The organism is Paraburkholderia kirstenboschensis (assembly GCF_904848585.1).
GTDB lineage: Bacteria > Pseudomonadota > Gammaproteobacteria > Burkholderiales > Burkholderiaceae > Paraburkholderia > Paraburkholderia kirstenboschensis.
Window position 1 is genome coordinate 102261 of sequence record NZ_CAJHCR010000019.1, and the last position, 26517, is coordinate 128777.

A 26517-nucleotide genomic window follows, 5' to 3' on the forward strand; every position below is an offset into this window, starting at 1 on the left:
CCTTTGCGCACAGGTGTTTACCCGTGCTATTTCGCTGTGCGTGGCGATCCGATAAAATCGAAAGCAATGTCGCATCGAGGAAGTTGTATGCAAAATTCGGAATTTGAGGGAAGCTTGCCCACGCCGGCCGTGTTGCCGAAAGTGGAGCGTCAGCGTTTGCACGACACGGTCGTGGAGCACATTCGCCGGTTTATCGTCGAAGGCGTACTTGAGCCTGGCAAGAAGCTGAACGAGCGCGAGTTATGCGAAACGCTCGGCATTTCGCGCACGCCACTGCGCGAGGCGCTCAAGGTGTTGGCCGCTGAGGGGCTGATCGAGATTTCGCCGAACCGGGGCGCGTCGGTGTGGAAGATGTCGGAGGCCGAGTTGCGCGAGACGTTCGAACTGATGAGCGGTCTCGAGGCTTTTTCGGGCGAACTGGCGGCCGAACGGATGACGGCGGCGGAGCTCGCTGAGATCAAAGCGTTGCATTACGCAATGCTCGCTTGCCGCGCGCAAAACGACCTGGCTGGGTACTACAGCCGGAACCAGGCGATCCACGACAAGATCAATGAGGCCGCGCGAAATTCAGCGCTGCGGCAAACTTATATCTCGGTGAACCGGCGCTTGCAGGCGCTGCGCTTCCGGTCCAATTTTCAGATTCCGAAGTGGGACAGCGCCATTCACGACCACGATGAAATGTTGAAGGCACTCGAGGCGCGGGACGGGAAAAGGCTCAGTCAGATTCTTCGGCAGCATCTGCTTGATAAGCGCGATGCGGTCTTGCAGGTGCAGTCGAGGGAAGAGGCGGCGGGGTCGGGGTTGAAGGCTTGAGGGGGTGAGGAGGCGACCCCGCCAGTGTGTTGGATCGAAGTAGGGAAGCCTTTTGCGCCGCTACCTGCAATTCAGGCACATCGCCCTGTATCGGTTGACCTGCGTTCGTAACAGTGAGTCGACCCAACCCGACGTCCACAGTTATCGGATTCGAACGGAACAGATGTTGCGGCACTTGTGCGCGAGGATAAACTTATCCCCAGTTTTTGTTCAGAACCCTGTGGACAACCTCAGCAAACCACCATTAAGTACTTGATGGCACACCTCAATCCCGCGCCGTCTCCGCAACAGTCAACCCGAGACAGCATCGCTGGGAAAAACGCCCCTCACCGCACCCCATCCTTGCGCCGCAGCGACTCCGGCAATCCACGCAGCACGATCAATGCACAAATCACACTCATCGTGCCGATCACATACAACGCCGGCGTAGTACTGCCAGTCAGATCCCGCACGCGCCCAACCATGATGGGACTCACGATTCCCCCGAGCTGACCCAGCGTATTGATCAGCGCGATGCCGCCAGCCGCGCCGGCCCCTGTCACCAGTTTGGGCGGCAGTGCCCAGAACGCCGGGATCGACGCCACCACGCCTGCGCCCATCACGGCCAATGCGACGATCAGGAAGCCGGTCTGCTTATCGAAGAAACCCGCGGCAAAGAATCCGATTGCCGACATTACGAGCAGCCCGAAAACGAACTTTCGCCGCTCGCCGGTTGCGTCGGACAGACGCCCCACCACGACCATGCAGATCGCACCGCATACATAAGGCACCGCCGTGAGCAAACCAATCAGCGTCGGATTGTGCGTGCCGGCTACGCGAATCAGATGCGGCGCCCAGAAATTTAATCCATACGACGCAACCTGAATCAGAAAGTAGACGAGCCCCAGCGTGAGAAAGCCTGGCGTCCTGATCGCTCCGAGCAGCGAATGCCCGGTGTCGGGATGACGGCTTTGCTGCGCGATCTGCTCAGACAGAAACGACTTCTCGGCGGGAGACAGCCAGCTCGCATCCTCGATACGATCCTTCAACAGCTTCAGTACGAGATAACCGAGCAGCACGCAAGGCAGCCCACCGAGCAGGAACAGCCAGTGCCATCCGGGCATGCCGAGCACGCCGTTCATATGCCCGATGACGAGCCCCGCAAGCGGCGCACCGACCAGCCCCGAAAACGCCGACGCGAGAAAGAGCATCGACGTGATACGCCCACGATAGCTCGGCGGAAACCACAGCGTGAGGTAATACAGCACGCCGGGAGCGAAGCCCGCTTCCATTGCGCCGATCAGAAACCGAAGCCCGTAAAACTGCCATTCGGTATTGACGAAAACCATCGCCGCTGTGGCGAGGCCCCACGAAATCATGATCCGTGCGATCCAGCGCCGCGCACCAACCTTATACAGAAACAGGTTGCTTGGCACTTCGAACAATACGTAGCCAATCACGAACAGGCTCGCGCCAAGACCATACGCGGTGTCTGACAAACCGAGATCGCTTTGCAACTGGAACTTAGCGAAGCTGATATTGATGCGGTCGAAAAACGCAAACAGATAGCAGATCATGATGAGCGGCATCAGCCGCCATGCCACTTTGCGGATGATTGCCGCCGCGCCATCCGCGCTTTGCTCGCGGCCGCCTGTTGCGATTGCGCCGAGGTCACTCATGTTCGTCTCCAATGCCGGATTCGGCGATGCCGTCCGGTCGTTTAGTGGATCAAGGAAGGTTAGATTTGAAGCACGTAGTCCGGCACCGGATGCAGGTCGCTGTTGCGCCCGGCCTTCGCCACCTGCCCGGGAACGTCATGCCCGAGCAGATCCGGCAGTGCCCGCGACAACGCAAGCAGCTTCTCCAGATCGATGCCGGTCGGGATGCCCATCTCGTCGCACAGATTCACGAGGTCTTCCGTGCAAATGTTGCCGGATGCACCCGGCGCGAACGGACAACCGCCGAGGCCGCCCAACGCGGCGTCGAAGCGGCGCGCGCCGGCTTCATACGCAGCCAGCACGTTCGCGAGCCCAAGCCCGCGCGTATTGTGAAAGTGGAGCGTGAGCGCGGAAGGCGCCACGCGTTCAAGCACTCGCGTCACGAGCCGCGTCACCTGGCGCGGATTCGCCATGCCGGTCGTATCCGCGAGCGTGATCCCCTCGATGCCCATCTCGCGATACGTATCGACAATGCCGACCACGCGGTCCTCGTCGATCGTGCCTTCGAACGGACAGCCGAACGCGGTCGCCACGGAGGCATTGAGCAATACGCCCGAATCTTTCACGTGACGCACGATGTCGCCAAACGCCGTCAGCGACGACTCGCAACTCATGCGCATGTTCGCGCGGTTGTGTGTCTGACTTGCCGACATCACGAGGTTCAGTTCATCCGCCTTCGCAGCCAGCGCGCGCTCGGCGCCCTTGAGGTTAGGCACCAGCGCGACATAGATCACGCCCGCCTGGCGCTCGATCTGCTGAAACACCGCCTCGCCGTCACGCAACGCCGGAATCGCTTTTGGCGATACGAACGAACCCGCCTCGATGCGCGTGAAGCCCGCCGTAGAAAGCGCGTTGATCAGCGCGATCTTGTCGGCGGTATCGACCCATGTGGGTTCGATCTGCAAGCCGTCGCGCGGTGCGACTTCCTGCACGATCAGCTTGTCGGCGGCTTTGGTGTTCAACGCACTGTTCGATGCGTGGCTCATTGCACGGCTCCTTCGCGGCGCAGCCGCTCGATTTCTTCGGTTGCAAATCCGAGTTCGCTCAGCACGCTGCCGGTATGTTCGCCAAGCGCGGGACCTTGCCAGCGCACCTCGCCTGGCGTATCCGACAGCTTCGGCACGATGCCCGGCATCTTCACCGATGCACCGCCGGGCAGTTGCGCCTGCAACAACATGTCCCGCGCCTGGTAGTGCGGATCGGACACGATGTCCGCGACCGAATAGATGCGTCCCGCGGGCACTTCGGCGCGTTCCAGCGCGGCCAGCACGTCGTCGGTGGAATGGTGGGAGGTCCATGCGGCGATGGCCTCGTCCAGCATCGCGCAATGCCTGGCGCGGCCGTCGTTGCGAGCTAATGCCGGATCGTCGGCGAGATCGGCGCGGCCGATCGCCTGCATGAGACGACGGAAAATCGGATCGCTGTTGCCTGCAATCACCACGTAGCCGTCGTCTTCGGTGGGATACGTGTTGGACGGCGCAATGCCCGGCAAGGCGCCGCCGCTGCGCTCGCGAACGTGACCGAGAAGGTCGTATTCGGGCACGAGGCTCTCCATCAGATTGAAGACGCTTTCAACGAGCGACACATCGACCACCTGGCCCTCGCCCTGTCCCGTCTTCACGCGAAGCAAGGACATCAACGCGCCGATCACGCCATGCAGCGACGCGAGCGAATCGCCGAGACTCACGCCGACGCGCGCCGGCGCGCCGTCCACTTCGCCAGTCGTGTAGCGGATGCCGCCCATCGCTTCGCCGATCGCGCCGAAGCCCGGCCTGTCGCGATACGGACCCGACTGTCCATAGCCTGAGATACGGACCATCGTGAGCTTGGGGTTGATCGCGTGCAGCACGTCCCAGCCGATGCCGAGCTTTTCGAGCGCGCCCGGACGCAGATTTTCGATTACGACATCGGCCTCGGCTGCAAGCCGCTTCACGATCTCGACACCATCCGCCGATTTGAGATTCACGCAAACCGATTTCTTGTTGCGCGACTGCAGATACCACCAGAGCGAGGTGCCCTCATGGAGCTTGCGCCATTTGCGAAGCGGATCGCCGGTTTCGGGCGCTTCGATCTTGACCACGTCGGCGCCGAACTCGGCCATGAGGCGCGCGGCGAACGGCGCGGCAATGAGAGTTCCGATCTCGACGACGCGGATACCCTGAAGGGGTCCACTCATGTGCTGTCTCCAAAGCAGTTTTCTGTTGAGAGACAGCTTGCAGGCATGCCGCGGCAGCGTCCAACCGCAATTCGCCAACGACCGTTCGCGAACGGCGAACGCTCCCGCCCGGCGCGGATTACGCCGCCGTGGTTGGCGCGCCGTCCGATGCTTCGACCGAACGCAGATGATCGAACAGCAGACGGCTCACCGGGGACAACGCGTCGACGTCGCGCACGACCAGCACGAGGCTGCGTTCCGACCACTCGTCTTCGAGTGGCGCGCCAACCAGTCCAAGCGGACGGCCCATGAGTTGATAAACCTTTTGCGGCAATACGCCGACGCCCATGCCGGCTTGCACCATCCGGCAAACGGCGTCGAAGCCCGGCACGTGGATGCGCAGCCGCAACGGCTTGCCGGCCTGGCGCGCGGCCATATGCGTGCGTGCGTTGATGGAACTCGCGGCGTGCAGGCCGACGTGATCGCCGTCGAGCGTTTCGGCGAAAGCAACGCTTTTGCGCGTAGCCAAAGGATGATCGTCGCGCATCACAAGCACGAGCGAATCATGCCGATAGTGCTCGACGTGCAAATCGCGCGTGTCGGCGTCGCCGGAACAGATGCCGAGATCGGCCAGGCTGTCGTCCACAGCTTCGACCACGCCACCGCTCGGCCGCTCTTCCAGGTCGAGCTTGACACGCTCGTGCTCCAGCTGGAACGCGCGTAAATCTTCCGGCAAGAACTCGACGATCGCCGACAGGTTAGCCATCATCCGGACGTAACCGCGCACGCCGCTCGCGTGGCCCGCTAGTTCGATACCGATGTTCTCGATATCGCGCATCACGCGCCGCGCGTGATGCAGCAGCGTTTCGCCGGCCGGCGTAAGCGTCATGCCGCGCGCGTTGCGTTGGAACAGCGTGGCGCCCACCGCCTGCTCGAGTTCGAGCAGGCGCTTGCTCGCAGCCGAGACGGCAATCGCCTCGCGCTCCGCGGCGCGCGTGAGCGTGCCTTCCTCGTAGACGGCAAGGAATAGTTGAAGCGTCGTGAGGTCGAGCTTGCGAAGAAGGTTCTTGATCACCATGGCGTGGCGCCGGGAGTTCTGTCAGTGCTAATCATCCCATATGCAGCCGCACGGCCGCCGTCGCCGGACTGCAAACCTTCCAGGCCGAGCCAGCACCGTCGTGTGAAAATCTCGCAACGACAACGCGGGCACTGATTCGAGAAGCATGAATGCGTTCAGTCATGACCATGAGTTGAGTCCTTGATTGCGCGAATGAACGGAACCGCTCGACGTGCAGCGCGAAAACGCGTTTGGTATGCTGGTCGCCGGGCATTTCATGCGGCTCCGCCGTTCGTTCGATCAAGTCCAGGATTGATCAACGCGCTTGCCGCGATAATCGCCGCGAACGGTCGAACACGGCCAATCGCACGGCGTCGGCTGCCATGGCTCTCGCAGTTCGCCCATCGTCAAAGGAATCATTCGATGCCCACCGTCGCGATAGCGATTTTTCCCGGCGTGCAGGCGCTCGACGTCGCCGGGCCCGTCGATGTGTTCTCGGAAGCGAACCGCTTCGTCACGCCCAAAGAGCGCTATGAGGTCACACTGCTGAGCGCGGAGCAAGCGCCGCTGCGCGCGTCGAACGGCATGACGCTAATCGCCGACGCCACGTTCGATCAAGCTCGCGAGCCTTTCGATCTCGCGTTGGTCGCGGGCGGCCCCGCGCTGCCGGAAGGCGAGCCGCCAGCTGCACCCTTGCTCGACTGGTTGACCAACGTCGCGCCTCAATGCGGACGTTACGGTTCCATTTGCACCGGCGCTTTCGCGCTTGGTCATGCGGGCCTGCTCGATGCACGCAACGTCACGACACATTGGCAACACGCGGCCCAACTCGCTGCGCAGTTCCCGAAAGCGCGCGTCGATTACGACCGCATCTATTTGCGCGATGGCCAGCTGGTCACGTCTGCGGGCGTGACTGCGGGCATCGATCTGTCGCTCGCGCTCGTCGCCGAAGACCATGGTTCGCACATTGCGCTGGCAGTGGCGAAGCGGCTTGTCGTGTTCGCGCAGCGCCAAGGCGGCCAGTCGCAATTCAGCCCGTACCTGACCGCACCGGTCGACGAAACATCGCCGGTCGCAAGAGTCCAGGCGCATGTAATGGAGCGCATCCACGAAAGCTTTACCGTCAAAGAACTCGCCGATGTCGCGGCAATGAGCGCCCGTAATTTTGCGCGCGTGTTCGTGCAGGAAACGGGCGTGACACCGCATGAGTTCGTCGAGCGCGCCCGCGTGGATGCAGCGCGCAAGCTGCTCGAAAGCAGCGGCGCTGCGCTAAAGACGATCGCCTACGATTGCGGTTTCGGCACGGCCGACCGCATGCGGATCGTCTTCATGAAAAGAATCGGCGCAACGCCGATGCAATATCGCGAGCGCTTTCGGGCCACCTGAATACCGTCCATGAGCCGCGCCGCTGCGCGCGAGAAACATGCATGAGAAGATAACGCCCTGCTCAAGCCAATGCTCAAGGAACGACATGAACCCCTCTTCTCCGATTCGCGCGATCGTCACCGGACACACTCGCGGCCTTGGCGCGGCGCTCGCTGAACAACTGCTCGCACGCGATATCGCGGTGCTCGGCTTATCGCGCTCGCGTCATGCATCGCTCAAACAGCGCTTTCCCGCACTGCTCGAAGAAACCGAACTTGCACTCGCCGATACTGCACGCGTCGCTCAATGGATTGCGACCGATGCTTTGCGCACATTCGTCAGCGGCGCAGACACGGTCCTGCTGATCAACAACGCGGGCATGGTGCAGCCAATCGGTCCGATCGAAGGACAAGACGTGGTGGACATCGCCACTGCCGTCAGCCTCAACGTGGCCACGCCGCTCATGCTGGCAAGCGCGCTCACCGCCGCAAGTCCGGACGCTAATGATCGGCGCATCATGCATATTTCGAGCGGCGCGGCGCGCAATGCTTACCCCGGCTGGAGCATTTACTGTGCGACGAAGGCGGCGCTCGATCATCACGCGCGCGCTGTCTCGCTCGACGCGAACCGCGCGCTGCGCATCTGCAGTCTCGCGCCAGGTGTGATCGATACGAACATGCAAGCGGAGATTCGCGGCACCGGCGTAGAACAGTTCCCCATGCTTGAGAAGTTCCAGGACCTCAAGCGCAACGGTCAGCTTTCCACGCCCGAGCAATGCGCGGCGCAATTGCTCGACTACGCATTTAGCGATGCATTCGGTGAAACACCGGTGGCCGATATCCGCGAAATTGCGAAGCCGGCCTGACACGTCTCCGGTATCGTAGCTCCCGAAAAACCTCACCTTTGAGCGTACGCGGCGATGATTCTCGTGCTTTTGCGACGGGTCATCGCGCGAATCATGCTCTTTATTCGGGGATTTTTCGCGCGTTGCTTCGCTACGCGCTGGTAGTGCGAAGGCGAACCTCGCGCTCCCGAAAAATCTCACCTTCGGCGCGAAGTGATCAACGCTTCGCAGGTGCAAGCGTTTTCCGCACTCCCGAAAACGCTCACCTTTCGCACTGAGGGTCAGGCCGCAAAGCCATACTGGGCGGGGCACCGCTTCCCCCAAACAGACGATTCCCGAAAACTCTCACCTTTCGGATGCGCGAATGATCTGGATACCCAGGTAAGACGCTGTCATACGCGATTCGATACGAAAGGACTCTTGAGCAGCAAATCGTCCGACTACAGCAACGGTGAGGCGGCCTCGGTCTGCCCGCTCACGGTAGATGCAACGCCCGATGTCCTCCCGAATTCCCTCACCTCTACGCCGGCGACGTGGGCCGTGGAGCCTGCTTGCACCACCGCGCCGGCTGGACTTCTAGCGAATTTTCCGCATTTTCACAGCGTCAAGCGTAGCTAACCGAGCGTTTAGACCTGTCGCCGACTTGCTCCCGAAAAGCCTCACCTTTGTCCTCGCGCTCGTGCATCAACTCGCGAGCTTGCGAAACGTCTCGAGAACCGCGTCGCCCTTAAACGGCTTCACGATCCAGCCTTTGACACCCGCCGCCTTGCCGCGCTCTTTCATCGCGGGGCTGCTTTCCGTTGTCAGCATGATGACGTTGACGGTCTTGTTCGCGAGTTCGCCGCGGATCTTTTCGACCATCGTGAGGCCGTCCATATTCGGCATGTTGACGTCGCTGATCACGAGCTTGATGCCCGGACTAGCCTTCAGTTTCGCGAGGCCGTCCTTGCCGTCCACCGCGGTGTCCACGTCGAGACCGTTCTTCTTCAGAAAGCCGGCCACTTCGTCGCGCACCGTGCCTGAGTCATCCACTACCAGAATTTTCGACATATCTTTCCCTTCATCAATCCGTCAGAGATCAAAACAGTTCCAGCTCGCCGCTGGTTTCTTCAATGGCGCTCGCGTCCGCGATAAAGTCGAGAGGCGCGTACGCGCAAACGCATAGAGTCGCCCCAAGCCGCGCGGTACCGCCGAGCATTAACGAATACGAAGACAGCAGCCCCGGCTTCAACTCATGCAGATGCGGCAGGCAATGCGCGCTCAGCACGTAGGGCGTCGACATGCCGAGGTCCGGGAAGTAGCGCAACAGTTCCTGATTCATCGCGCCGCAACACAGATTGCAGATTTCCAGAAACGCGTCCTGAAACGGCCGCTCGTCGGCTTCCTTCAGGTAGTACGCGCGCGTGCTGTCGTTCTCGTCGAAATGAAGGATCAGCAGCAGTCTGAATACGATCGACGAAATGGTCAGTACGACCACCTGTGTGTCACGTGTCGCGCCGGTCTCGGCTTGCGCGATCGGCACGATGTCGCACTGGTCGTCCGGACTCAACGGCAAGCGCGCCTGCGCGGCCTTGCGAAAAATGCGCTCGAAGCTTTCCTTGGCGTGGGCCGTAATCACGCGGGCACCTCGTCCAGCTTCGAATGAAACTGACTGGCCATCGACTCCACGCTGGCAAGCGACGCCGCAATCATCTTGCCGCCTGCCTGAATGTCCTGAAACGTGGAGGTCGTGGTCAAGTCGTTGCGATGCAGGCTGTCGCGGTAGCTCTTCGACAATTCCTCGGAACGCGCGGCGAGCGAGCGCACTTCGCCCGCCACCACTGCAAAGCCGCGGCCGGCGGGGCCCGCGCGCGCCGCTTCGATCGACGCGTTCAGCGACACGATGACCACATGCCGCACGATGGACGACAGCTCCTGGTTCTTCGCGTGCATGTCGTGGTTCTGCGTCATCAGCGAAATCATTTGCTCGTGCCAACGCTCGAATGCGGCGCCCAAGTTTTTCAGGCGCGCGGCTTCGCTGGCAAGTTGTCGCGCCTGCTGCGCCAACTGTGCCCTATCTTCGGTAATGCTGTTGAGCGTCGCGCGCAATTCGTCGACGCTTGCCGATCGCTCCATCAATTCGGCGCGCAATTGGGCGGTCTGCGTTTCTAGCTCATGCGCGGCCCGTTCGTGCTCGTGTGCCGCCACGTCGAGTGCGGCGTGCCCGGCCCTGAGCGAATCGATCCGTGCTTGTGCATCCGCACGCAGCCTTGCGGTCAGCCGCGTAACGTAAAGCCGATGCGCGACGACGCCGAGCAACGCGGTCGCGGCACTGCCCGCCAGCGCCGCCAATAGATACTGTTGAATCACAACCATTCCTTGAAGGACGCCGCGACGTGCGGCGCAAAAGTGCTCAGCGCGTCACTGCGTCGATGCGAACTTCGCCGTCTTCGTTGCGCGACTCGGTGCCGAGCGTGTCGACGGCGGCGCTGTCCGGAAGACACACGATGGTTTGAAATTGGCGAAACGCCGCGCCCTTGTGATCGTCGGTGAAGCGCAGTTCGATGCTGCCGTTTTCGCGTTTCAGGAAATCGCGCACGGCATCCATGCCGACGCCGCGGCCCGACACTGCCGTGACGGTGTCCGCAGTGGAAAAGCCAGGACGGAAAATCAACTCGGCGATGGCTTCGTCGCTCGGCGTTTCGTCGGGATTGATCCAGCCGCGCTCCATCGCAATGCCGCGAATGCGTTCGAGTGCGAGGCCGCGGCCGTCGTCGCTGAGCGTGATCTGCAATGCGCCGCTATCCACGCCGACCTCGATCGAGATTGCGCCGGCCGGCGTCTTGCCTTTCGCGCTGCGGGCTTCGGCGGATTCAATGCCGTGATCCATCGAGTTGCGCAGCAAATGCATGAACACGTTGTTCAGCGTGCCAGCCGACTTGCCACGCAGCCGGTAGCCGTTGTCGGCGATATGCACGGACGGCGCAGGCTTGCCCAATTCGCTTGCGAGCGACGGCAGCGAGCCCAGCACGCCGGACAGCGCATCGCGAATGCTCTCGCTGCCGAGCGCGCGCAAATTGCGGCGCAGTGTCTCTTGCATCGCCTGAAGTTCGTGCAGGTCGCTTGCATTCGTCTTGTCGAGCAGACTCACTATGCGCTGGATCTCTTCCTTGTCGACCATCACGTGGCGGCCCGCGCTGCCCGCGTCGTTTCGCTGCGCATTGCCTTTGCGGCCAAGGCTTTGCTCGTTGATCATCGCGTAACTTTCGATAGCCTCGCGCACACGCGTCAACTCCCGCATCAGATGCTCCTGATCCCACGAGCGATCCGCGTCGGGCTGACGCAACTCGTGATAGCTCTGCTCCGTTTCGTGAACGACATCGGTCAGATGCTGCAGGTTATATGTGCGCGCATTGCCCTTGATGGTGTGCATATTGCGGAACAGCTCGGCAATCGCGGCGTGATCGGCCTCAGAGTGCTTGCGGATGATGCGCTCGTTCTCGCTGATAAAACCGGCCGAACTCTCGATGAAGTGATGGAACTTTTCTTCGCTGACAGCGAGGATTTCGCCGATCATGTCAAGACGCCGGCGCTGTTCGCTGGCTTCCGCAGCGAGCTTGCGCAATTCGGTCACGTCGCGCACACAAAGCATCAAGCGGACGATGGTGTCGTCTTCGTCGGTAATTGCGGACCAGCTCAGGTCGAGTATTTTCACGCGACCGTCGGGCATGCGCTTCGAAATCTCGCCGACCAGCAGATGCTGATTGAACGCGAAGTTGATGCAGTCTTCGCCAAGGCACGCATGCGCGGCGGCGTCGACTTGCGACAATGCGTCCGCGCCCAGATCGGTATCCGCGAACACGAGATCCATGAGCCCGCGCCCTGCAATATCCTTCGTCTCGAAGATGTCTTCCAGATACGCCGAGTACTCCGCGTGGATCACGGCGCCGTCGATCACCGTCAGAATGCCCTGCTGCATGTTCTGCAACATCGCCTGAATGTCGGCGGTTTTCTGTTTGAGTTGTGCAGAGCTTTGCTGGATCTTCTCGATCATGCCGTTGAAGGCGACAATCGAATGGCCGATCTCGTCGAGCCGCCCCACCGGCACGCGGCGCGTGAAGTCCTGGCTGGACGCGATCTCGCTCATCATGGCCTGCATGCGGCTGAGTGGCCGCGTGATCTGACGGTAGAGCAAAGCGCCGATCGAAGTCAGCAAGATAATCGCGATGCCGGTCACGACAGCAATGGCGGTCGTCGTGGTTGCCAGTGTCGCGTTCAGCGCTGTGATCGCTTCGTCCTTCTCGCGGTTCTTCTCCACGCGCAGCGTTTCGACAATACCCTCGAGTTCATCTCGATACTGTGCGACGTTCGCAAACAGATACGCCTGCGCGAGTTCATTCTTGCCGTCGGCTTTCATTTTCGCCGTCTCGGCAATCGCGGAGAAGTAGTTGTCGAGACTGTCGCTGGCCTGCGAAACAAGGCCTTTTTGCGCGTGGCTCGCGGCGTCTTTCGCTTGCACCGCGAGCGCCTGTTGGAGCGCGATTCTTTTCTTCTTGAGTTCGTCCTGCGCCTGCGCGACAACGTCGCCGTCGGGCGCGTAGACGAGCGTCATGGTAGCGAGCTGCACGTCCTTGACTTGCGATACGAGGTCAGCGGAAGCAAGCGCGCTTGGCACTACGCCTTCGGTGACCTTGCGCACTTCGGCTGCGCTGCCGCGCGTTTGATAGACGGCGTAACCGCCGATCGCCGACAACGCGACGAACATTAAAACAACCAATAGCGTGATGCGATGACGGATAGTCATGTGAACCCCGGGTTCTGGCCTTCGCGTCTGCCCTCGTTTGGAGCAGCGCGTTTTATATGCGACATGATTTTGCTTGCAGCGCTGCCGAGTATTGCCGACTCGTGTTACTAAGCGATGACTACAAACTTTTCTCCGCATTCGAAGCCGCAGTTTTATTTCTCAAGTTTTCGGCGGCTATGCCGTTACAGGGGGTCCGTTGCTTTTCGGAACACGAGGTAGAGTCCGGCGCTCCCGAATATCCTCACCTCAAAGATAAAGGTGCAGCCACAGGTACGCACATTCTCACCTCCCCGCCTCCCGAATGTTCTCACCTGACAGCGCTGGCGTGATTTCAGCTGCCCTCCCATCCGCCGCCCACCACCTTGTACAACGTCACGAGATTGGACTGCCGCGACAGGACGTCCGTCGCGAATTGCTGTTGCGCCGTGTAAAGCGTGCGCTGCGCATCGAGGAACGTGAGGAAGCTGTCCGTGCCCGCCTTGTAGCGCGCCTCGGCAAGTGTGTAGTAGTTCTGCGCCGACGTCACGTATTCGCGGTCCGCCTGCACCTGATCCACATAAGTAGCGCGCGCGGTCAGCGCATTCGACACCTCCTTGAACGCTGTCTGAATCGCGTTCTCGTAGTCGGCGACCTCGATCTGCTTCTCGATCTCTGCCACATCGAGCGATGCCTTGTTGCTGCCGTAATCGAAGATCGGCACCGAGACGCTCGGCGCGAACGCCCATGCGCCGGTGCCCGCCTTGAAGAGATTCGAGAGCGTCGAACTCGACGTGCCGGCTGTCGCGGTCAATTCAATTTTCGGAAAGAACGCCGCGCGCGCCGCACCAATGTTCGCGTTCGCGGCCTTCAACGCATGCTCGGCCTGCAAGATATCCGGACGACGGGTGAGCAGCAGCGAAGGCACGCCCGCACCGATGTCCGCGAACATCGACTCGTCGTCGAATGCGCGCGCAGGCGGCAAGTCGTCGGGAATCGGCGCGCCGATCACAGCGGCGAGATTGTTGCGGTCTTGCGCGACAGCGCGCCGGTACGACGCAAGATTTGCCTTCGCGCTCGCGAGCGAGTTCCGCGCCTGTTGCACGTCGAGGAGCGATGCATTGCCGAGTTCCTGCACGCGTTGCGTCACGTCGTAGGTCGACTGGTCCGCCTTCACGGTGTCTTCGGTCAATTGCAGTAACCGTTCGTCGGCGAGCAATGTCAGGTAGTCGGTCGCCACTGTCGCGATCAAACTGATTTGCGTGCTTTGGCGCGACGCATCGGTGGCGAGATAGTTTTCGAGTGCCTGGCGTTTCAGGCTGCGCAAGCGTCCAAAGAAATCAATTTCCCATGACGTCGTGCCGATGCTCACATCGCTCGAACTTGCAATCGCGCCCTGCGTCCGCTCGCGGGTCATGCTGCCGCTTGCCGTGATGGACGGTGCGAGTGCAGCGCGCGTGATCCGATATTGCGCCTCGTACTCGGCAACGTTCAGCGCCGCGACGCGCAAGTCGCGATTGTTGGCGAGCGCGATGTCGATCAGCCGCTGCAGGCGCTCGTCGCGGAAAAAGCTGCGCCATGCGGTGCCGGTGGCTAGCGGGGTTGCGGTAGTGGCGACTGGGTTCGTGGCGGTTGGAGTTGCAGTTGCGTTCGCATTTGCGGCGCTTGCAGTCGCAGTGCTCGCCGCGCTAGCGCTTGCATCCGTCGCGGCCTTGGCCGCAACGGTGCTCTCATACGCGTCGCCCTGCGGATAGGCTGCCGGAATCGGCGCGGCGGGCCGCTCATAGTGCGGATCGAGCGTGCAGCCCGTTAGCAGCGCGAGCGTAAATGCGACCGCGCATGTACCCTGTTTGAGTCTCATCATTCATCACCTGACTGTTGCCTGGCGTCGCCGTGTTCGCCGAACAGGCGGCGCACGACGACAAAGAACACCGGCACGAAAAAGATTGCGAGCGCCGTGGCGGCGATCATGCCGCCCATCACGCCAGTGCCGATCGCATGGCGGCTCGCCGACCCTGCGCCCGTGCTGATCACGAGCGGCAACACGCCGAACACGAAAGCAAGCGAGGTCATCAGAATCGGACGCAGACGCAGGCGCGCGGCTTCGATGGTGGCGTCAATCAGGCTGCGGCCTTGCGCTTGCAAATCTTTCGCGAACTCGACGATCAGAATCGCGTTCTTCGTCGAAAGCCCGATGGTCGCGAGCAAGCCGACCTTGAAATAGATGTCATCGGACAGGCCGCGGATATGCGCGCCGAGCACCGCGCCCAGTACGCCGAGCGGCACCACAAGGATCACCGCGATCGGAATCGACCAGCTCTCGTACAAACCCGCGAGGCACAGGAACACGACGATCAGCGAAATTGCGTACAGGTAGATGGCCTGCGAACCGGCCATGCGCTCCTGGTAGGATTGCCCGGTCCAGTCGATGCCGTAGCCTGCCGGCAGTTTCTTGACGAGTGCGTCGGCGGCCGCCATCGCCTGGCCGGTGCTGGCGTTTGCGCCGGCCTGCGCGGTCATTTCCATCGCGAGCGTGCGGTTGAAGCGTTCGATCTGCGGCGGGCCGAAAGTCCACTTGCCGGTTGCGAACGCGGAGAAGGGCACCATCTGGCCGTCGTAACCGCTCGTTGTACTGGTGCTGGCGGTGCTCGTCGAGCTGCTGCCCGACGTGCTGCCCGATGTGCTGCTGGATGTGCTGCTGGTCGAACTGCTGCTCGTGGTGCTCGACTTCACATACCACCGTCCAATGTCGGAAGGCATCATCCGGTAGGGGGCATCGGCCTGTACGTAGACCTTCTGAATACGCCCCGTGTCGACATAATTGTTCACGTACGATGAACCGAACGCCGTTTGCAACGTGTCGTTCACATCGGCGATGGAAAGCCCCAGCGCACTCGCCTTTTCCCGGTCGATGTCGACATGGAACTGCGGCGTGTCTTCGAGACCGCCCGGCCGCATGCCCGACAATGCGCTGTCTTTGGCCGCGAGCGCCATTAGTTGCTGCCGCGCGGCCATCAGCTTGTCGTGGCCCTGACCGGCGCGGTCTTCCAGTTCGAAGTCGAGCCCGCTTTGCGTGCCGAGCTCCTGAATCGCAGGCGGATTGACTGCGAAAACCTGCGCTTCACGCAACGCGGCGAAGTGCATGTTCGCGCGCTGTATCACGGCGGCCGCGGACCCGCTGCTGCCGCGCCGCGCGCTCCAGTCCTTGAGCTTGACGAAGGCGAGCGCGTTGTTCTGTCCCGAGCCGTTGAAACTGAAGCCCGTCAGCGTGATGAGCTGGTCCACTTCCGCCTGGCTGCGATAGTAAGCCTCGACCTTTTTCACAACTTCGAGCGTCTGCGAGGCGGGCGTGCCGACCGGTGCCGAGATAGACGTGATAAGCGTTCCCTGGTCTTCGTCAGGCAGGTACGACGACGGCAGCTTCATGAACAGCAGCGCGACCACGCCTGCGATCAACACGTAGATCACCATGTAGCGCATCGGCTTGCCGATCACGCGTGCAACCGCCGAGTCGTAGCGATCAGTGCCCCGCGCGAGCACGCGGTTGAACCAGCCGAGCACGCCGCGCTTCGCGTGATGCTCGACATCTGCGCGCCTGAGCAGCGTCGCGCACAACGCCGGCGTAAGCGTCAACGCCAGGAACACGGAGAGCAGCATCGCCGCGACGATCGTGATCGAGAACTGCCGGTAGATCGCCCCGGTCGTCCCGGAGAAAAACGCCATTGGAATGAACACGGCGATCAGCACGGTCGTGATGCCGATGAGCGCGCCGGTGATCTGTTCCATCGCTTGGCGAGTGGCTTCGACCGGTGACAAGCCTTCTTCCGCGATCAGACGCTCGACGTTTTCGACCACCACGATCGCGTCGTCCACCAGCAGGCCGATTGCCAGCACCATGCCGAACATGGACAGCACGTTGATCGAGAAGCCGACAGCCGACATCACCGCGAACGTGCCGAGCAATGCGACGGGCACCACAATGGTCGGAATCAGCGTGGCGCGCAGGTTTTGCAAAAACACGTACATCACGACGAAGACGAGCAACACCGCTTCGATCAGCGTCTTCACCACTTCTTCAATCGAGATCCGCACGAACGGCGTGGTGTCGTACGGATAGTCCACGACGACATTGCGGGGCAGTTGCGGGCTCAATTCGTTGAGCTTCGCGCGCACGGCCTTCGCGACGCTCATCGCGTTGGCGCCGCTCGCGAGTTTGACCGCGAGCGATGCAGCCGGCTTGCCGTTCAGGCGTGAGTCCGTGCTGTAGTCGTCGGCGCCTACTTCCACGCGCGCGACATCCTTCAACATCACCTTCGAGCCATCGCTGTTCACGCGCAACAGAATCGCGCCGAACTGCGCGGGCGTGGTCAGCAGGCTCGATGCGGAGATCGTCGCATTCAACGCCTGCGTTCTCGTCGACGGGGAGCCGCCAATCTGGCCGGCAGAAAGCTGTACGTTCTGATTCGTGATCGCGGTGGTGACGTCACCGGTCGTCAGTCCGACCGCCTGCAACTTCACCGGATCGAGCCAGATACGCATGGCGTGCTGCGCGCCGAACAATGTGACGTCGCCCACGCCGTCGATCTGCGTAAGCGGGTCCTCGATTTGCGTGGCGATGACATTGCCGAGGTCGATCGAGTTCATGCTGCCGTCTGTCGACGACAACGACACGATCATCAGAAAAGAGTTGGCCGCCTTCGCGACCTGGACGCCTTGCTCCTGAACCGTTTCGGGCAGCGACGACGTCGCTTGCTCGACCTTGTTTTGCACCTGCACCTGCGCGATGTCGGCGTTGGTGCCTTGCTGGAACGTCAACGTAATGCGCGCCTGGCCAATGGAACTGCTCGTCGACGACATATAAAGCAGATGGTCGATGCCGCTCAGTTTCTGCTCGATCACCTGCGTCACGGTGGTCGCGACGGTTTCGGCAGACGCGCCCGGATACGTAGCCGTGATCTGCACGGAAGCCGGCGCGACGCTCGGGTACTGTTCGACCGGAAGCGTCGTGATCGAAGCGCCACCAATCATCATGATGACGATCGCGATGACCCACGCGAGGATCGGTCGGTTGATAAAGAAACCTGCCATGAGAGTCCCGTTTTAGCTGTGGGCGGCGGACGCAGCCCGTGCGTTGTCCGCGGTGGCGGGAGCGGCTGACGTCGCGGGCGTCTCGACAGGCTTGACGACTGCGCCGGTGCGCGCCTGCTGCGAACCCGTAACAATCACGCGGTCGCCGGTCTTCAGACCGCTCGTGATAATCCAGTCCGAGCCCGACGCAATGTCCGCGGTGACGGGCGTTTGCACGACCTTGTTGTCGGCGCTGACTGTGAGCACGCTCGCTGTGCCGTCGGACGCACGCGAAACCGCGAGTTGCGGCACGGTGATCGCCTGACGGTTTACGCCCTCTTCGAGCTGCGCGCGCACGAACATGCCGGGCAGCAGCACGCCATCGGGATTTGGGAACACGCAGCGCAGTGTGACGGAGCCGGTGGTGGCGTCGACGGTAATGTCGGAGAACAGCAACTTGCCCGGCTTCGCGTAGGCCGTGCCGTCTTCCATCACGAGATGAACCACGGCGCCGTCGGCGCCCGACTGTTGCAACTGGCCGCTCGCAAACTCTTTCTGCAAGCGCAGCCAGTCGGCAGAAGAACGCGTGACGTCCAGATACATCTCGCTCGTTGCCTGCACTGTGGCGAGCGCGGCGGTCTGTGCGGCGGTCACGAGCGCGCCCTCGGTCACGCTCGATTTGCCGATGCGCCCCGCGATGGGCGCGACGACTCTTGTATAGCCGAGGTTGATTGCGGCGGTCTTCAACGCGGCGCGGTCGGCGACCACGTCGGCCTTGGCCTCTGCGAGTGCGGCGAGCGCGTCGTCGTAGTCCTGCCGGCTCACGCCCTGGATCTTCGACAATTCCGCATAGCGCGTGGCCTTCGTTTGCGCGGAGTTCGCGGTCGCGACGGCCTTCGCCAACGTGCCGACCGCCTGGTCGTAGGTGGCCTGGTAGCTCGATGCATCGATCTGATACAGCACGGCGCCGGCCGCGACCTGTGAGCCCTCGGTAAACAGCCGCTTCCTGACAATGCCATCGACTTGCGGCCTCACCTCTGCAACACGAATGGCCGACAGCCGGCCCGACAGTTCGGTGTTCGATACGACCGTATGCGGCTTGATGGTTTCGACGCCGACTTCGGGCGTGGTTTGCGGTGGGCCGTGGCCGGCGTTGTCGCCGCAAGCCGCCAGCATCAGAGTGGCGGCGGCAGCCGCGGCAAGAATCGCGAAGCGGGGCGCGCGCGTCGGCGATGACAACGCGTTGGAAATACTTGGCATGCTCGGGCATCCTTCGACTGGATTCGACAAAGGGCCGTCTGGCATGCGTCGTGGGTTCAGTCGGAGCCACGCAACGCCACGCCAGCGGCAAGGGATGGCCCAGCATAATGAGAGGCGTCTTACGTTGGCTTAGGCAAGCATTACGGGCTGTAACGCAACTCGCGCAATTCGCGCTATTCGCGAACGCAAAGCACGGGCGCGCCGAATGGACGGCGACGTCGTAATAGACGGTAAGCTCGCAGAAGAATCCGGAAGCGCCGGTGCCGCGCAATTCGTTATATTTGTCTACGGCGGCGAGCAATGCGCCGTCTCCAATGTCCACATCGACCCGGGTTCAGCTATGTCAGACACGCCCATCCAGGTTCTACTGGTCGACGACGACGCCGACCTGCGCGACCTTCTGCGAACCTTCTTTCAGCAACGCGGCATTGAAATCTCCGTGTTGCACGACGCCAATCATCTGGCACGCCGGCTCGAACGCGAACGGCCGTCGATCATCGTGCTCGATCTGATGATGCCGGGCGTCGACGGACTCAGCGCGCTGCGGCAACTGCGTGCGAGCGGCGACACAATTCCGGTGATCATGCTGACGGCGCGCGCGGACGGCGTGGACCGCGTGATCGGCCTCGAACTTGGCGCCGACGATTACCTCGGCAAGCCGTTCATGCCGCAGGAATTGCTCGCGCGCATTCACGCGGTGTTACGGCGGCACGCGCAACCGGCGGCGTCAGTCGCGGCGCCGCTCGAAAAGCGCGAAGCGCTGCGCTTCGGCAGCTTCCGTCTCGACTTCGCGAGCCGCACGCTGTTTCGGGGCGACGAGCCGCTCAAGCTGACCGGCAGCGAATATGCGTTGCTCGAAGTCCTCGCGCAACATCCGATGGAAACGCTGTCGCGCTCGAAACTCGTCGACCTGCTGCATGGACCGCATTCTGAAGTGACCGAGCGCGGCATCGACGTGCCGGTGTGGCGCCTGCGGCGTCTGCTCGAGGACGATCCCGCCAGCCCGAGACGCATCCAGACGGTACGCGGCATCGGCTATATGTTCGTGCCCGGCAGCAGTGACGATGAAAAATCCCTTTAACACGCTGTTTGGCCAGCTCGCGTTGATGACGGTCGGCCTGATTGTGATCGTCCATCTCACTTCCTTGCTGCTCGTCGACCGTGAACGCGGCCAGATAGACACCGGACATGCGCAGCGCGCGCTGCTGCTTGCGATGCAGGCGCAGCACGAAAGCGCGGTCTCCGCTTCGCAACTCTCCGCGACGCTCGGAGTAGTGATCGTCAATGCGAGCGATGCCGTTCCGTACGGTTGCCCGGCGCCGTGCCGGAACACGTCTGGCCCGTTCGAAAACGCCTTGCGCGCGAAGCTGCCGCCGGGAAGCGAGGTCGTTGCGGACGCCGGCAATGGCAACCTCTGGGTGCGCTATGCGGGCAACCCGGCGTGGCTCAAACTCGAAAACTCGATGCTGCCTGCGCGCCGCTTCCTCGGCGCATCGGCCATGATGCTGGTGTTCGCCGTGATCCTTGCGCTGGCCGGCGCGTGGTATCTGCAACGGCCGCTGCATCGTCTGGCGATCGCCGCGCGCGAATTCCGCCTCGGGCACCGGGCGCCGGTCGTGCCGGCGAGCGGTCCGCGTGAAACGAGGGAACTCATCGACGATTTCAACCAGATGGTGCATGAGCTCGCCCAGGCCGAACAGGAACGCGCGGTGATGCTTGCAGGTGTCGCGCATGACTTGCGCGCGCCGATCACGCGGATGCAGGTACGCGCGGACTTGTTGCCGGACGAAGCCAATCGCAGCGGCTTCTTGCGCGACGCCGAGTCGCTGTCGCGCATCGTCACGCAGTTTCTGGATTTCGCGCGAGAAAGCGCGGACAAGTCGCCGCGCACGAGCGTGGATGCGCATTGCCGCCGTCATTACGGCGACAGTCTCGCCGACGACGCGCTGGTCCGCCTCGATCTGCAGGCGGGGGACGGCTTCGGCTTGCCGCTCGTCGACCTCGACCGCATCCTGACCAACCTGATGGAGAACGCGCTGACGTATGGCGAGCCGCCAGTCGAGATTGCGACGTCCCGCCACAACGGACAATACGTTCTGACGGTTCGCGATCACGGCGGCGGCATTCCGGGCAGTCAACTGGAGCGCGCGTTGCAACCGTTCGTGCGACTCGACGAAGCGCGCAGCGGTGACGCACATTGCGGCCTGGGCCTCGCAATCGTGCGACGCCTCGTGCGATACAACGGTGGCGTTTTTCGCGCGGACAATGCAACGGACGGCGGGTTAGCCGTGTCGATGACCTTCCCCGCCTAACGCAATACATTGGGCAGTCAGGTTCCCAGCCGCCCTTTGCATCACACTCCGCCCCGGCTCCGATCAGCTCTGTGCGACGTGACCCGGAACAACTATCGCGCCATGCGGACCGTCGCCATGGCCACCGCTCGGACCACCGCCGCCAGGACCGCCGCCGCCAGGCGGCGGCCCCCACCAGCATCCACTCAGGGTTGCGCTCAAGGCGGCGAGTGTCGCAATGGCCGCGATTGCCAACAGCTTTCTCATACTTTCTCCTTCGATTGATTCACGGTCACGCAGGGCTGCCCGTTCCAATTCCGGGAGCAACGCTGCGACTGAGTCCGCAAGTTATCAATCAACGAAAGATGATGTTTTACGGCGCCGTTACAACCCGCGGGTGAAATGCGCTGCTTCATGCGAGCGCATCGGCATCTCGAGCCACGGTGCATGCGGCATACATGGCATGTTCATGCGCGGCGCGATTGCAGCTCGCGCGTTCACGCTTTGTTTGAATATGGAAGCGGATGTAAGGAGATTGGGCGCGCACAGGTGTGGGAGTCTGATTGTCAGGTACCTCCTGGAATGGCTCACCTTTGCGGCAACCTCCTGGAACTCCTCACCTTTGCGCGTGACGCCGGGTGACAGCGCCGCGAGGAATGCTCAAAGGTGCGGCGCGAATCCTAGGATGACTCACCATTGCGCACTTGGCGCCGTCTCCTGGAACGTCTCACCTTTGTGTGGACGACATCGAAAGGTGATGCCGTCTCCTGGAATTCCTCACCATCCTGGAACGTCTCACCTTTGTGTGAACAACATCGAAAGGTGATGCCGTCTCCTGGAATTCCTCACCATCCTGGAACGTCTCACCTTTGTGTGAACATCGAAAGGTGATGCCGTCTCCTGGAATTCCTCACCATCCTGGAATTGCTCACCTTTGACGGCGGCATGCGCACAGTCTGTTCCGCCACGCGACGCGTTATCTCGTCAGCTTAACGACGTTCGAAAGCCCCGGTCCCGGTGATGAGCCGAAGCTGTAGGTGGAGCGGCCACTGCGCTTGGCCACATACATGGCCGCATCCGCGACGTCGAGCAGTCCCGCGACTGTCGAAACCCGGTCGGGAAAGGTGGCGATGCCGATGCTCACGCCAATCGCAAAACGACCGCCATACTCTTTGTCACCGACCGCGCGAACGCTTGAAACCAGGCGGTCCGCGAGTTCTCTCAACCTGGAGTCGTCACCGCAATCGGTTGCCAGTAGAACGAACTCGTCGCCGCCGACACGAGCGAGCATGTCGTTCTGGCGCGTCGCCGTGCGCAGCGATTCGGCGAGCCGACGCAGCAGTACGTCGCCGGCGCTGTGGCCCATCGCGTCGTTGACATTCTTGAAGCCGTCTATGTCGAGGTACAACAGCGCGATGCGTCGCGAGGCGGCCTCATCGCCCGAGAGTGCGTCGATGGCGGAAAGCAGCCGGCGGCGGTTCGGCAGTCCCGTCAAAGTGTCCTGCGCCGCTTGCTGATTGAGTGCATTGGAATACGCATGCACCCTGGCGAACGCGCGACGCTGTATATAAACCGTATAAACCATCAGGCAGCACACCAGCACAGCGATAGCTACCAGCGCAGCGCTTCCGAACACGAGGCGCTGGTGAGCGTCTTCTGTGGCCACCCTTCGTCTTTCGCGCCAGTCGTTCAGCAACAGGCTGAGGTCCTGGCGCAGACCGTCCATGTAGAGCTTGCCTTCGTTCGTCTGCACGAGTGCGACGGCGGCTGTGCGATTGCCGCTGCGAGCCAGTTCGATGGTGCGCGCGAGTTCCGTCACCTTGTCGGTCTTTGCGTGCTCGACGCGGCGAACGAGTTCGAGAGATCTCTCGTCGCTGCCCGCAGCCTGCTGCAAGCGCAGCACGGTGTCGTCAAGATCGCGGATGCCCTCGCGGTAAGGTACGAGGTAACTTTCGTCGCCCGTCAGCAGATAGCCCCGCTGACCGGTTTCCGCGTTCTCAAGATCGTGCAGCACGCGGTTGGCTGCGCCGAGCACGGCGAACGCTTCCTCGTCGCGCAAACCGTCGGCGACGATGATCTTCGCTTCATACACGAAGAGGCCGGCGGCGATCAGCAAGCCGATGGCCATGCTGACGTACAGCACGATGAAACGGTTACGATCGGCTTTCGCGGAGCGAAACAGACGCGCGGGCACAAGAGCTCCAGGGCGGTGGGGGAAAGGATGCAATCATACTGGAGAGCCATGACGGGTTCTCGTCAGGGTGGCAAGTGAACCGCCAGGGTCGCTTCTTGTTCGTTGTTCGTCGCTAGTCAAACAGATGGAACTGCCTGCTATCCGCAGGGCCTTGCGCTCAGCACGGCAGTTGCCGTTTGCCGGCAAACCCGGCGGCGTGACCACTGCGGAACGGCGAAAATTTCCACTGAAGAATCGTTCCTGTACTACCTGTGCGACGCTCAAGTAACGCTTGGGAGGGCGGCTTCGTGGAGGCTCGCGTGTGCGGTGCATTTAATCAGAAGAAGGCTTACCAAGTCCTTGCGAATAACGCTTCACTTCGCTGACAACCTTGCCTATTTTTCATAGAGCCACCAGCGAATCCGCAGCCAGTCGCGGCGCACTCCACACAGACTTTGCATAAGCTCCGCACGCCTGATGCGAGACCGCTAGTGCACAACCTTCGCCGACGCCGGCGGTTGAGCGCAGGCGCAGACCGCCCTGAGCAACAGCCGCGTCCGCTCATATGATCTTTTGAAGGAGACAGCAATGAGCACGAATCTCTCGGTGGTTAAAGGTGCGTACGAGGCGTTTCAGCGGGGTGACATTCCCGCGATACTCGAGGTCATCGCGGACGACGTGGAATGGCGTGTCGTCGGACCCGCTTCGCTGCCGTTTCCAAGAGAATGCCGCAACAAGAACGAGGTGGCCGCGTTCTTCAAGTCGCTGGCGGAAAGCGACGACATCGCAGTATTCGAAGCGCGCGAATATATCGACGCCGGTGACGATATTGTCACGCTAGGCTTCGTGAAAGGTACGATCCGATCAACGGGCGAAGCCGTCGAAAGCGAGTGGATTCACGTCATGACACTCAAGAACGGCTTGCTGACGCGTTTTGTCGAATTTTTCGATACGGCATCGAGAGGCGGCCACTAGTCTCGGGTTGCGCGGGACGCGGCTAGAACTTCACCTTCACCTGGAAGCCGATAGTGAACGGAAGGTCGTCGGAAGGAATCGGCGGGATAACGATGAAGTTTGCGCCGACGCGCTTGTACTCGACCATGACGAGCGGCGCGAGCACCGGTCCGATCGTATGGTCGCGGCCGAGTCCCCAGTTGCCATAGTTGTAGCCGGAGATGATGCCGCCCATCGCCGCGATTCGCACAATGCCCCAATGCAGGAAATCGGGCGACCAGACGCCGCCGCCGTAATACGACGGCCGGCGCAGCGAATTGCGAAAGCCGCCCGCCGTCAGCGCCCATTGATTGTTGAGCCAGCATTCGACGCCAAGCCCCGGATTGAACTGCTCGAAATGCTTGTCGGGGTCCGGATTGATGTGATACGAGCCGAGCATTGCGTCGACCCAAACGCCGCCCTCGCACCAGTTGCCCGCGTGTGCTGCCGATGTCCCGAGGCCCGCGACGAACGCGAACAATGTGTGGCTAATGTGCTTGCGGATGGCCTTATTGATCTGCCGAAGATGCATGTCCTCTCCATCACCGGTCGAGCGCCGGCGTGATGCTGTTTGGTATTTGTGCGTGCCGCCCGTCGCGCACTGTACCGCAAGCCACTCATGCGATGTTGAAGACACACTCGGGCTTGCGGGCACAAGACGTGCCGGCAAGCAGCAGCACAACCATAACGGAGGACTGATGGCAAAGCGGTGAAGGCGACGCGCCCGCCTTCACGTTGCGTGGGAAATGTCTAGAGCCCGAGATCGGAGAGACCGGGATGATCGTCGGGACGGCGGCCGAGCGGCCAGTGGTACAGCCGGTCCGCTTCACGAATCGGGAGGTCATTGATGCTTGCGTGACGGCGCGCCATCAATCCGTGTTCGTCGAACTCCCAATTCTCGTTGCCGTACGAGCGGAACCAGTTGTTCGAGTCGTCATGCCATTCGTAGGCAAAGCGCACGGCGATACGGTTATCGGTGAACGCCCACAACTCCTTGATCAAACGATAGTCGAGCTCCTTCGCCCATTTGCGGCGCAACAGCCCGACGATCTCCGCGCGGCCATGCGTGAACTCGGCGCGGTTGCGCCACACGCTGTCCGGCGTGTACGCGAGCGACACGCGTTCGGGATCGCGGGTGTTCCAGCCGTCTTCAGCGGCGCGTACTTTCTGGATCGCGGTTTCCCGTGTGAACGGCGGCAGCGGTGGGCGGCTTTCGATTTGATCGGCCATGAGGTTCCTCGCTAAATGGTCAGGTTGCGGTCAGATTGCGGTCCGCCTGGCAGGCGGGGACTTGCTTGAAGATTGACGTGAGGCTTTGCTGCTAGCGGACGTATTGGGCTTGCCGCTCGATTGAGCGTCGAGCAAAGTTTGAGCGACGGCTTGCGCGTCGAGCGCGGCGTCCGGCTCGCCGCTTACCAGTGCGACAGCGATCGCGCCGTCGAGCAAGACCAGCCACTGCCGCGACAAACGCGCGGCGCGCCTTGCATCCACGTTCGCTTGCGCAACGAACTCGTCGCATTGCGTTCGCACAAATGCCAGCAGACGTTCCTTGTGTTCACGCGCGACGACGCGGATCGGGTCTTCCGCCGAAGCGATTTCGCCGGCCGCGTTCAGAAACGCACAACCGTGAAAGTCCTCCGACGCGAACCATTCGCGCAATACATCGAACATGCCAAGCAGGCGTTTGCGCGCGCTCGTGCCGCCACGCTGCTGCGTGCCTGCGATAAACCAGTTCATCCAGCGTTCGTCGCGCCGTTCCAGCGCGGCCGCGACGAGTGCGTCTTTCGATTCGAAATGTGTGTAGAAGCTTTTGCGCGCGGTGCCTGACTGCTTGACGATCGCATCCACGCCGGTTGCGTGTATGCCTCCCGCGTAGATCAACGCTTCCGCGGCGTCTAGCAGGCGCTCGCGTGGACCGGGTGCTGCCGCTTCTTCAATGCGAGTATGAGTAGCCATGTGCGAAGAGTAGAACGATCATTCTCCCTCGTCAAGTACTACCGCATTTTGCGTGGGGCTACCGCCAACTGTTATCTTGATCGAGAT

22 protein-coding genes are annotated in these 26517 nt (G+C 61.8%); 6 read left to right on the plus strand and 16 right to left on the minus strand.

Features of this window, described 5'->3' with window-relative positions; translation table 11 throughout:
• Nucleotides 1-87 precede the first annotated feature (87 nt).
• On the plus strand, nucleotides 88-813 hold the full coding sequence (locus JMY24_RS32045) for a GntR family transcriptional regulator (protein ID WP_128598053.1): 726 nt from the start codon (nucleotides 88-90) through the stop codon (nucleotides 811-813).
• Nucleotides 814-1139: 326 nt separating this feature from the next.
• Here the strand turns inward: JMY24_RS32045 and JMY24_RS32050 are convergent, their stop codons facing one another.
• From JMY24_RS32050 to JMY24_RS32065, 4 genes are all read right to left on the minus strand, one after another.
• Entirely contained in the window at nucleotides 1140-2471 is a 1332-nt protein-coding gene (locus tag JMY24_RS32050; protein ID WP_128584041.1) for an MFS transporter, read from the minus strand.
• Nucleotides 2472-2530: 59 nt separating this feature from the next.
• Complete coding sequence (locus JMY24_RS32055; RefSeq protein WP_201703562.1) at nucleotides 2531-3496, minus strand: hydroxymethylglutaryl-CoA lyase; 966 nt, start codon at nucleotides 3494-3496, stop codon at nucleotides 2531-2533.
• Nucleotides 3493-4686: a CaiB/BaiF CoA transferase family protein gene (locus tag JMY24_RS32060; protein WP_128598054.1), complete on the minus strand. Its 1194-nt coding sequence runs from the start codon at nucleotides 4684-4686 to the stop codon at nucleotides 3493-3495. Before JMY24_RS32060 ends, JMY24_RS32055 begins: the two co-directional genes overlap by 4 nt.
• Before the next feature lie 118 nt (nucleotides 4687-4804).
• Nucleotides 4805-5743 carry a LysR family transcriptional regulator gene (locus tag JMY24_RS32065; RefSeq protein WP_128598055.1) on the minus strand — a complete coding sequence of 313 codons (939 nt, stop codon included), beginning with the start codon at nucleotides 5741-5743 and terminating at the stop codon, nucleotides 4805-4807.
• Nucleotides 5744-6145: 402 nt separating this feature from the next.
• Between JMY24_RS32065 and JMY24_RS32070 the strand changes: the two genes are divergently transcribed.
• Nucleotides 6146-7108, plus strand: coding sequence for a GlxA family transcriptional regulator (locus JMY24_RS32070; RefSeq protein WP_128598056.1), 963 nt, complete (start codon nucleotides 6146-6148; stop codon nucleotides 7106-7108).
• 85 nt (nucleotides 7109-7193) lie between these two features.
• Complete coding sequence (locus JMY24_RS32075) at nucleotides 7194-7952, plus strand: SDR family oxidoreductase (RefSeq protein ID WP_128598057.1); 759 nt, start codon at nucleotides 7194-7196, stop codon at nucleotides 7950-7952.
• A gap of 663 nt (nucleotides 7953-8615) precedes the next feature.
• Here the strand turns inward: JMY24_RS32075 and JMY24_RS32080 are convergent.
• From JMY24_RS32080 to JMY24_RS32110, 7 genes are all read right to left on the minus strand, one after another.
• A complete protein-coding gene (locus tag JMY24_RS32080) occupies nucleotides 8616-8981 on the minus strand; it encodes a response regulator (protein ID WP_020068625.1) in 366 nt (121 codons plus the stop codon).
• 28 nt (nucleotides 8982-9009) lie between these two features.
• Nucleotides 9010-9549 (minus strand): hypothetical protein, encoded by a 540-nt coding sequence (locus tag JMY24_RS32085; protein ID WP_201703563.1) that lies wholly within the window; start codon nucleotides 9547-9549, stop codon nucleotides 9010-9012.
• Entirely contained in the window at nucleotides 9546-10280 is a 735-nt protein-coding gene (locus JMY24_RS32090; protein WP_128598058.1) for a methyl-accepting chemotaxis protein, read from the minus strand. The genes JMY24_RS32085 and JMY24_RS32090 overlap by 4 nt, the downstream gene beginning before the upstream one ends.
• Nucleotides 10281-10323: 43 nt before the next feature.
• Nucleotides 10324-12714 carry a HAMP domain-containing protein gene (locus JMY24_RS32095; protein ID WP_128598059.1) on the minus strand — a complete coding sequence of 797 codons (2391 nt, stop codon included), beginning with the start codon at nucleotides 12712-12714 and terminating at the stop codon, nucleotides 10324-10326.
• Nucleotides 12715-13045: 331 nt separating this feature from the next.
• A complete protein-coding gene (locus JMY24_RS32100; RefSeq protein ID WP_128598060.1) occupies nucleotides 13046-14554 on the minus strand; it encodes an efflux transporter outer membrane subunit in 1509 nt (502 codons plus the stop codon).
• Nucleotides 14551-17778 (minus strand): efflux RND transporter permease subunit, encoded by a 3228-nt coding sequence (locus tag JMY24_RS32105; RefSeq protein ID WP_128598061.1) that lies wholly within the window; start codon nucleotides 17776-17778, stop codon nucleotides 14551-14553. Before JMY24_RS32105 ends, JMY24_RS32100 begins: the two co-directional genes overlap by 4 nt.
• 12 nt (nucleotides 17779-17790) lie before the next feature.
• On the minus strand, nucleotides 17791-19017 hold the full coding sequence (locus tag JMY24_RS32110) for an efflux RND transporter periplasmic adaptor subunit (RefSeq protein WP_128598062.1): 1227 nt from the start codon (nucleotides 19015-19017) through the stop codon (nucleotides 17791-17793).
• A gap of 340 nt (nucleotides 19018-19357) precedes the next feature.
• On the opposite strand from JMY24_RS32110, the gene JMY24_RS32115 reads away from it, so the two are divergent.
• Both JMY24_RS32115 and JMY24_RS32120 read left to right on the plus strand, forming a co-directional pair.
• The gene (locus JMY24_RS32115) at nucleotides 19358-20098 is read left to right on the plus strand and encodes a response regulator (RefSeq protein WP_128584050.1); all 741 of its coding nucleotides are present in this window, start codon (nucleotides 19358-19360) and stop codon (nucleotides 20096-20098) included.
• Nucleotides 20082-21329 (plus strand): ATP-binding protein, encoded by a 1248-nt coding sequence (locus tag JMY24_RS32120; RefSeq protein WP_128598063.1) that lies wholly within the window; start codon nucleotides 20082-20084, stop codon nucleotides 21327-21329. Before JMY24_RS32115 ends, JMY24_RS32120 begins: the two co-directional genes overlap by 17 nt.
• Before the next feature lie 63 nt (nucleotides 21330-21392).
• Here JMY24_RS32120 and JMY24_RS32125 read toward each other — a convergent pair whose 3' ends face one another.
• Both JMY24_RS32125 and JMY24_RS32130 read right to left on the minus strand, forming a co-directional pair.
• Nucleotides 21393-21575 (minus strand): hypothetical protein, encoded by a 183-nt coding sequence (locus tag JMY24_RS32125; RefSeq protein ID WP_128598064.1) that lies wholly within the window; start codon nucleotides 21573-21575, stop codon nucleotides 21393-21395.
• 709 nt (nucleotides 21576-22284) lie between these two features.
• Complete coding sequence (locus JMY24_RS32130; RefSeq protein ID WP_128584053.1) at nucleotides 22285-23502, minus strand: diguanylate cyclase domain-containing protein; 1218 nt, start codon at nucleotides 23500-23502, stop codon at nucleotides 22285-22287.
• Nucleotides 23503-24069: 567 nt separating this feature from the next.
• On the opposite strand from JMY24_RS32130, the gene JMY24_RS32135 reads away from it, so the two are divergent.
• Entirely contained in the window at nucleotides 24070-24456 is a 387-nt protein-coding gene (locus tag JMY24_RS32135; protein ID WP_128598065.1) for a nuclear transport factor 2 family protein, read from the plus strand.
• A 22-nt stretch (nucleotides 24457-24478) separates the two neighbouring features.
• Here JMY24_RS32135 and JMY24_RS32140 read toward each other — a convergent pair whose 3' ends face one another.
• The 3 genes from JMY24_RS32140 to JMY24_RS32150 all read right to left on the minus strand — a co-directional run bounded on the left by JMY24_RS32140 (nucleotide 24479) and on the right by JMY24_RS32150 (nucleotide 26430).
• Nucleotides 24479-25006, minus strand: coding sequence for a hypothetical protein (locus tag JMY24_RS32140; RefSeq protein ID WP_128598066.1), 528 nt, complete (start codon nucleotides 25004-25006; stop codon nucleotides 24479-24481).
• 218 nt (nucleotides 25007-25224) lie between these two features.
• Entirely contained in the window at nucleotides 25225-25704 is a 480-nt protein-coding gene (locus tag JMY24_RS32145; protein ID WP_110404578.1) for a nuclear transport factor 2 family protein, read from the minus strand.
• 30 nt (nucleotides 25705-25734) lie between these two features.
• On the minus strand, nucleotides 25735-26430 hold the full coding sequence (locus JMY24_RS32150; RefSeq protein WP_128585468.1) for a TetR/AcrR family transcriptional regulator: 696 nt from the start codon (nucleotides 26428-26430) through the stop codon (nucleotides 25735-25737).
• Between the last annotated feature and the right edge of the window lie 87 nt (nucleotides 26431-26517).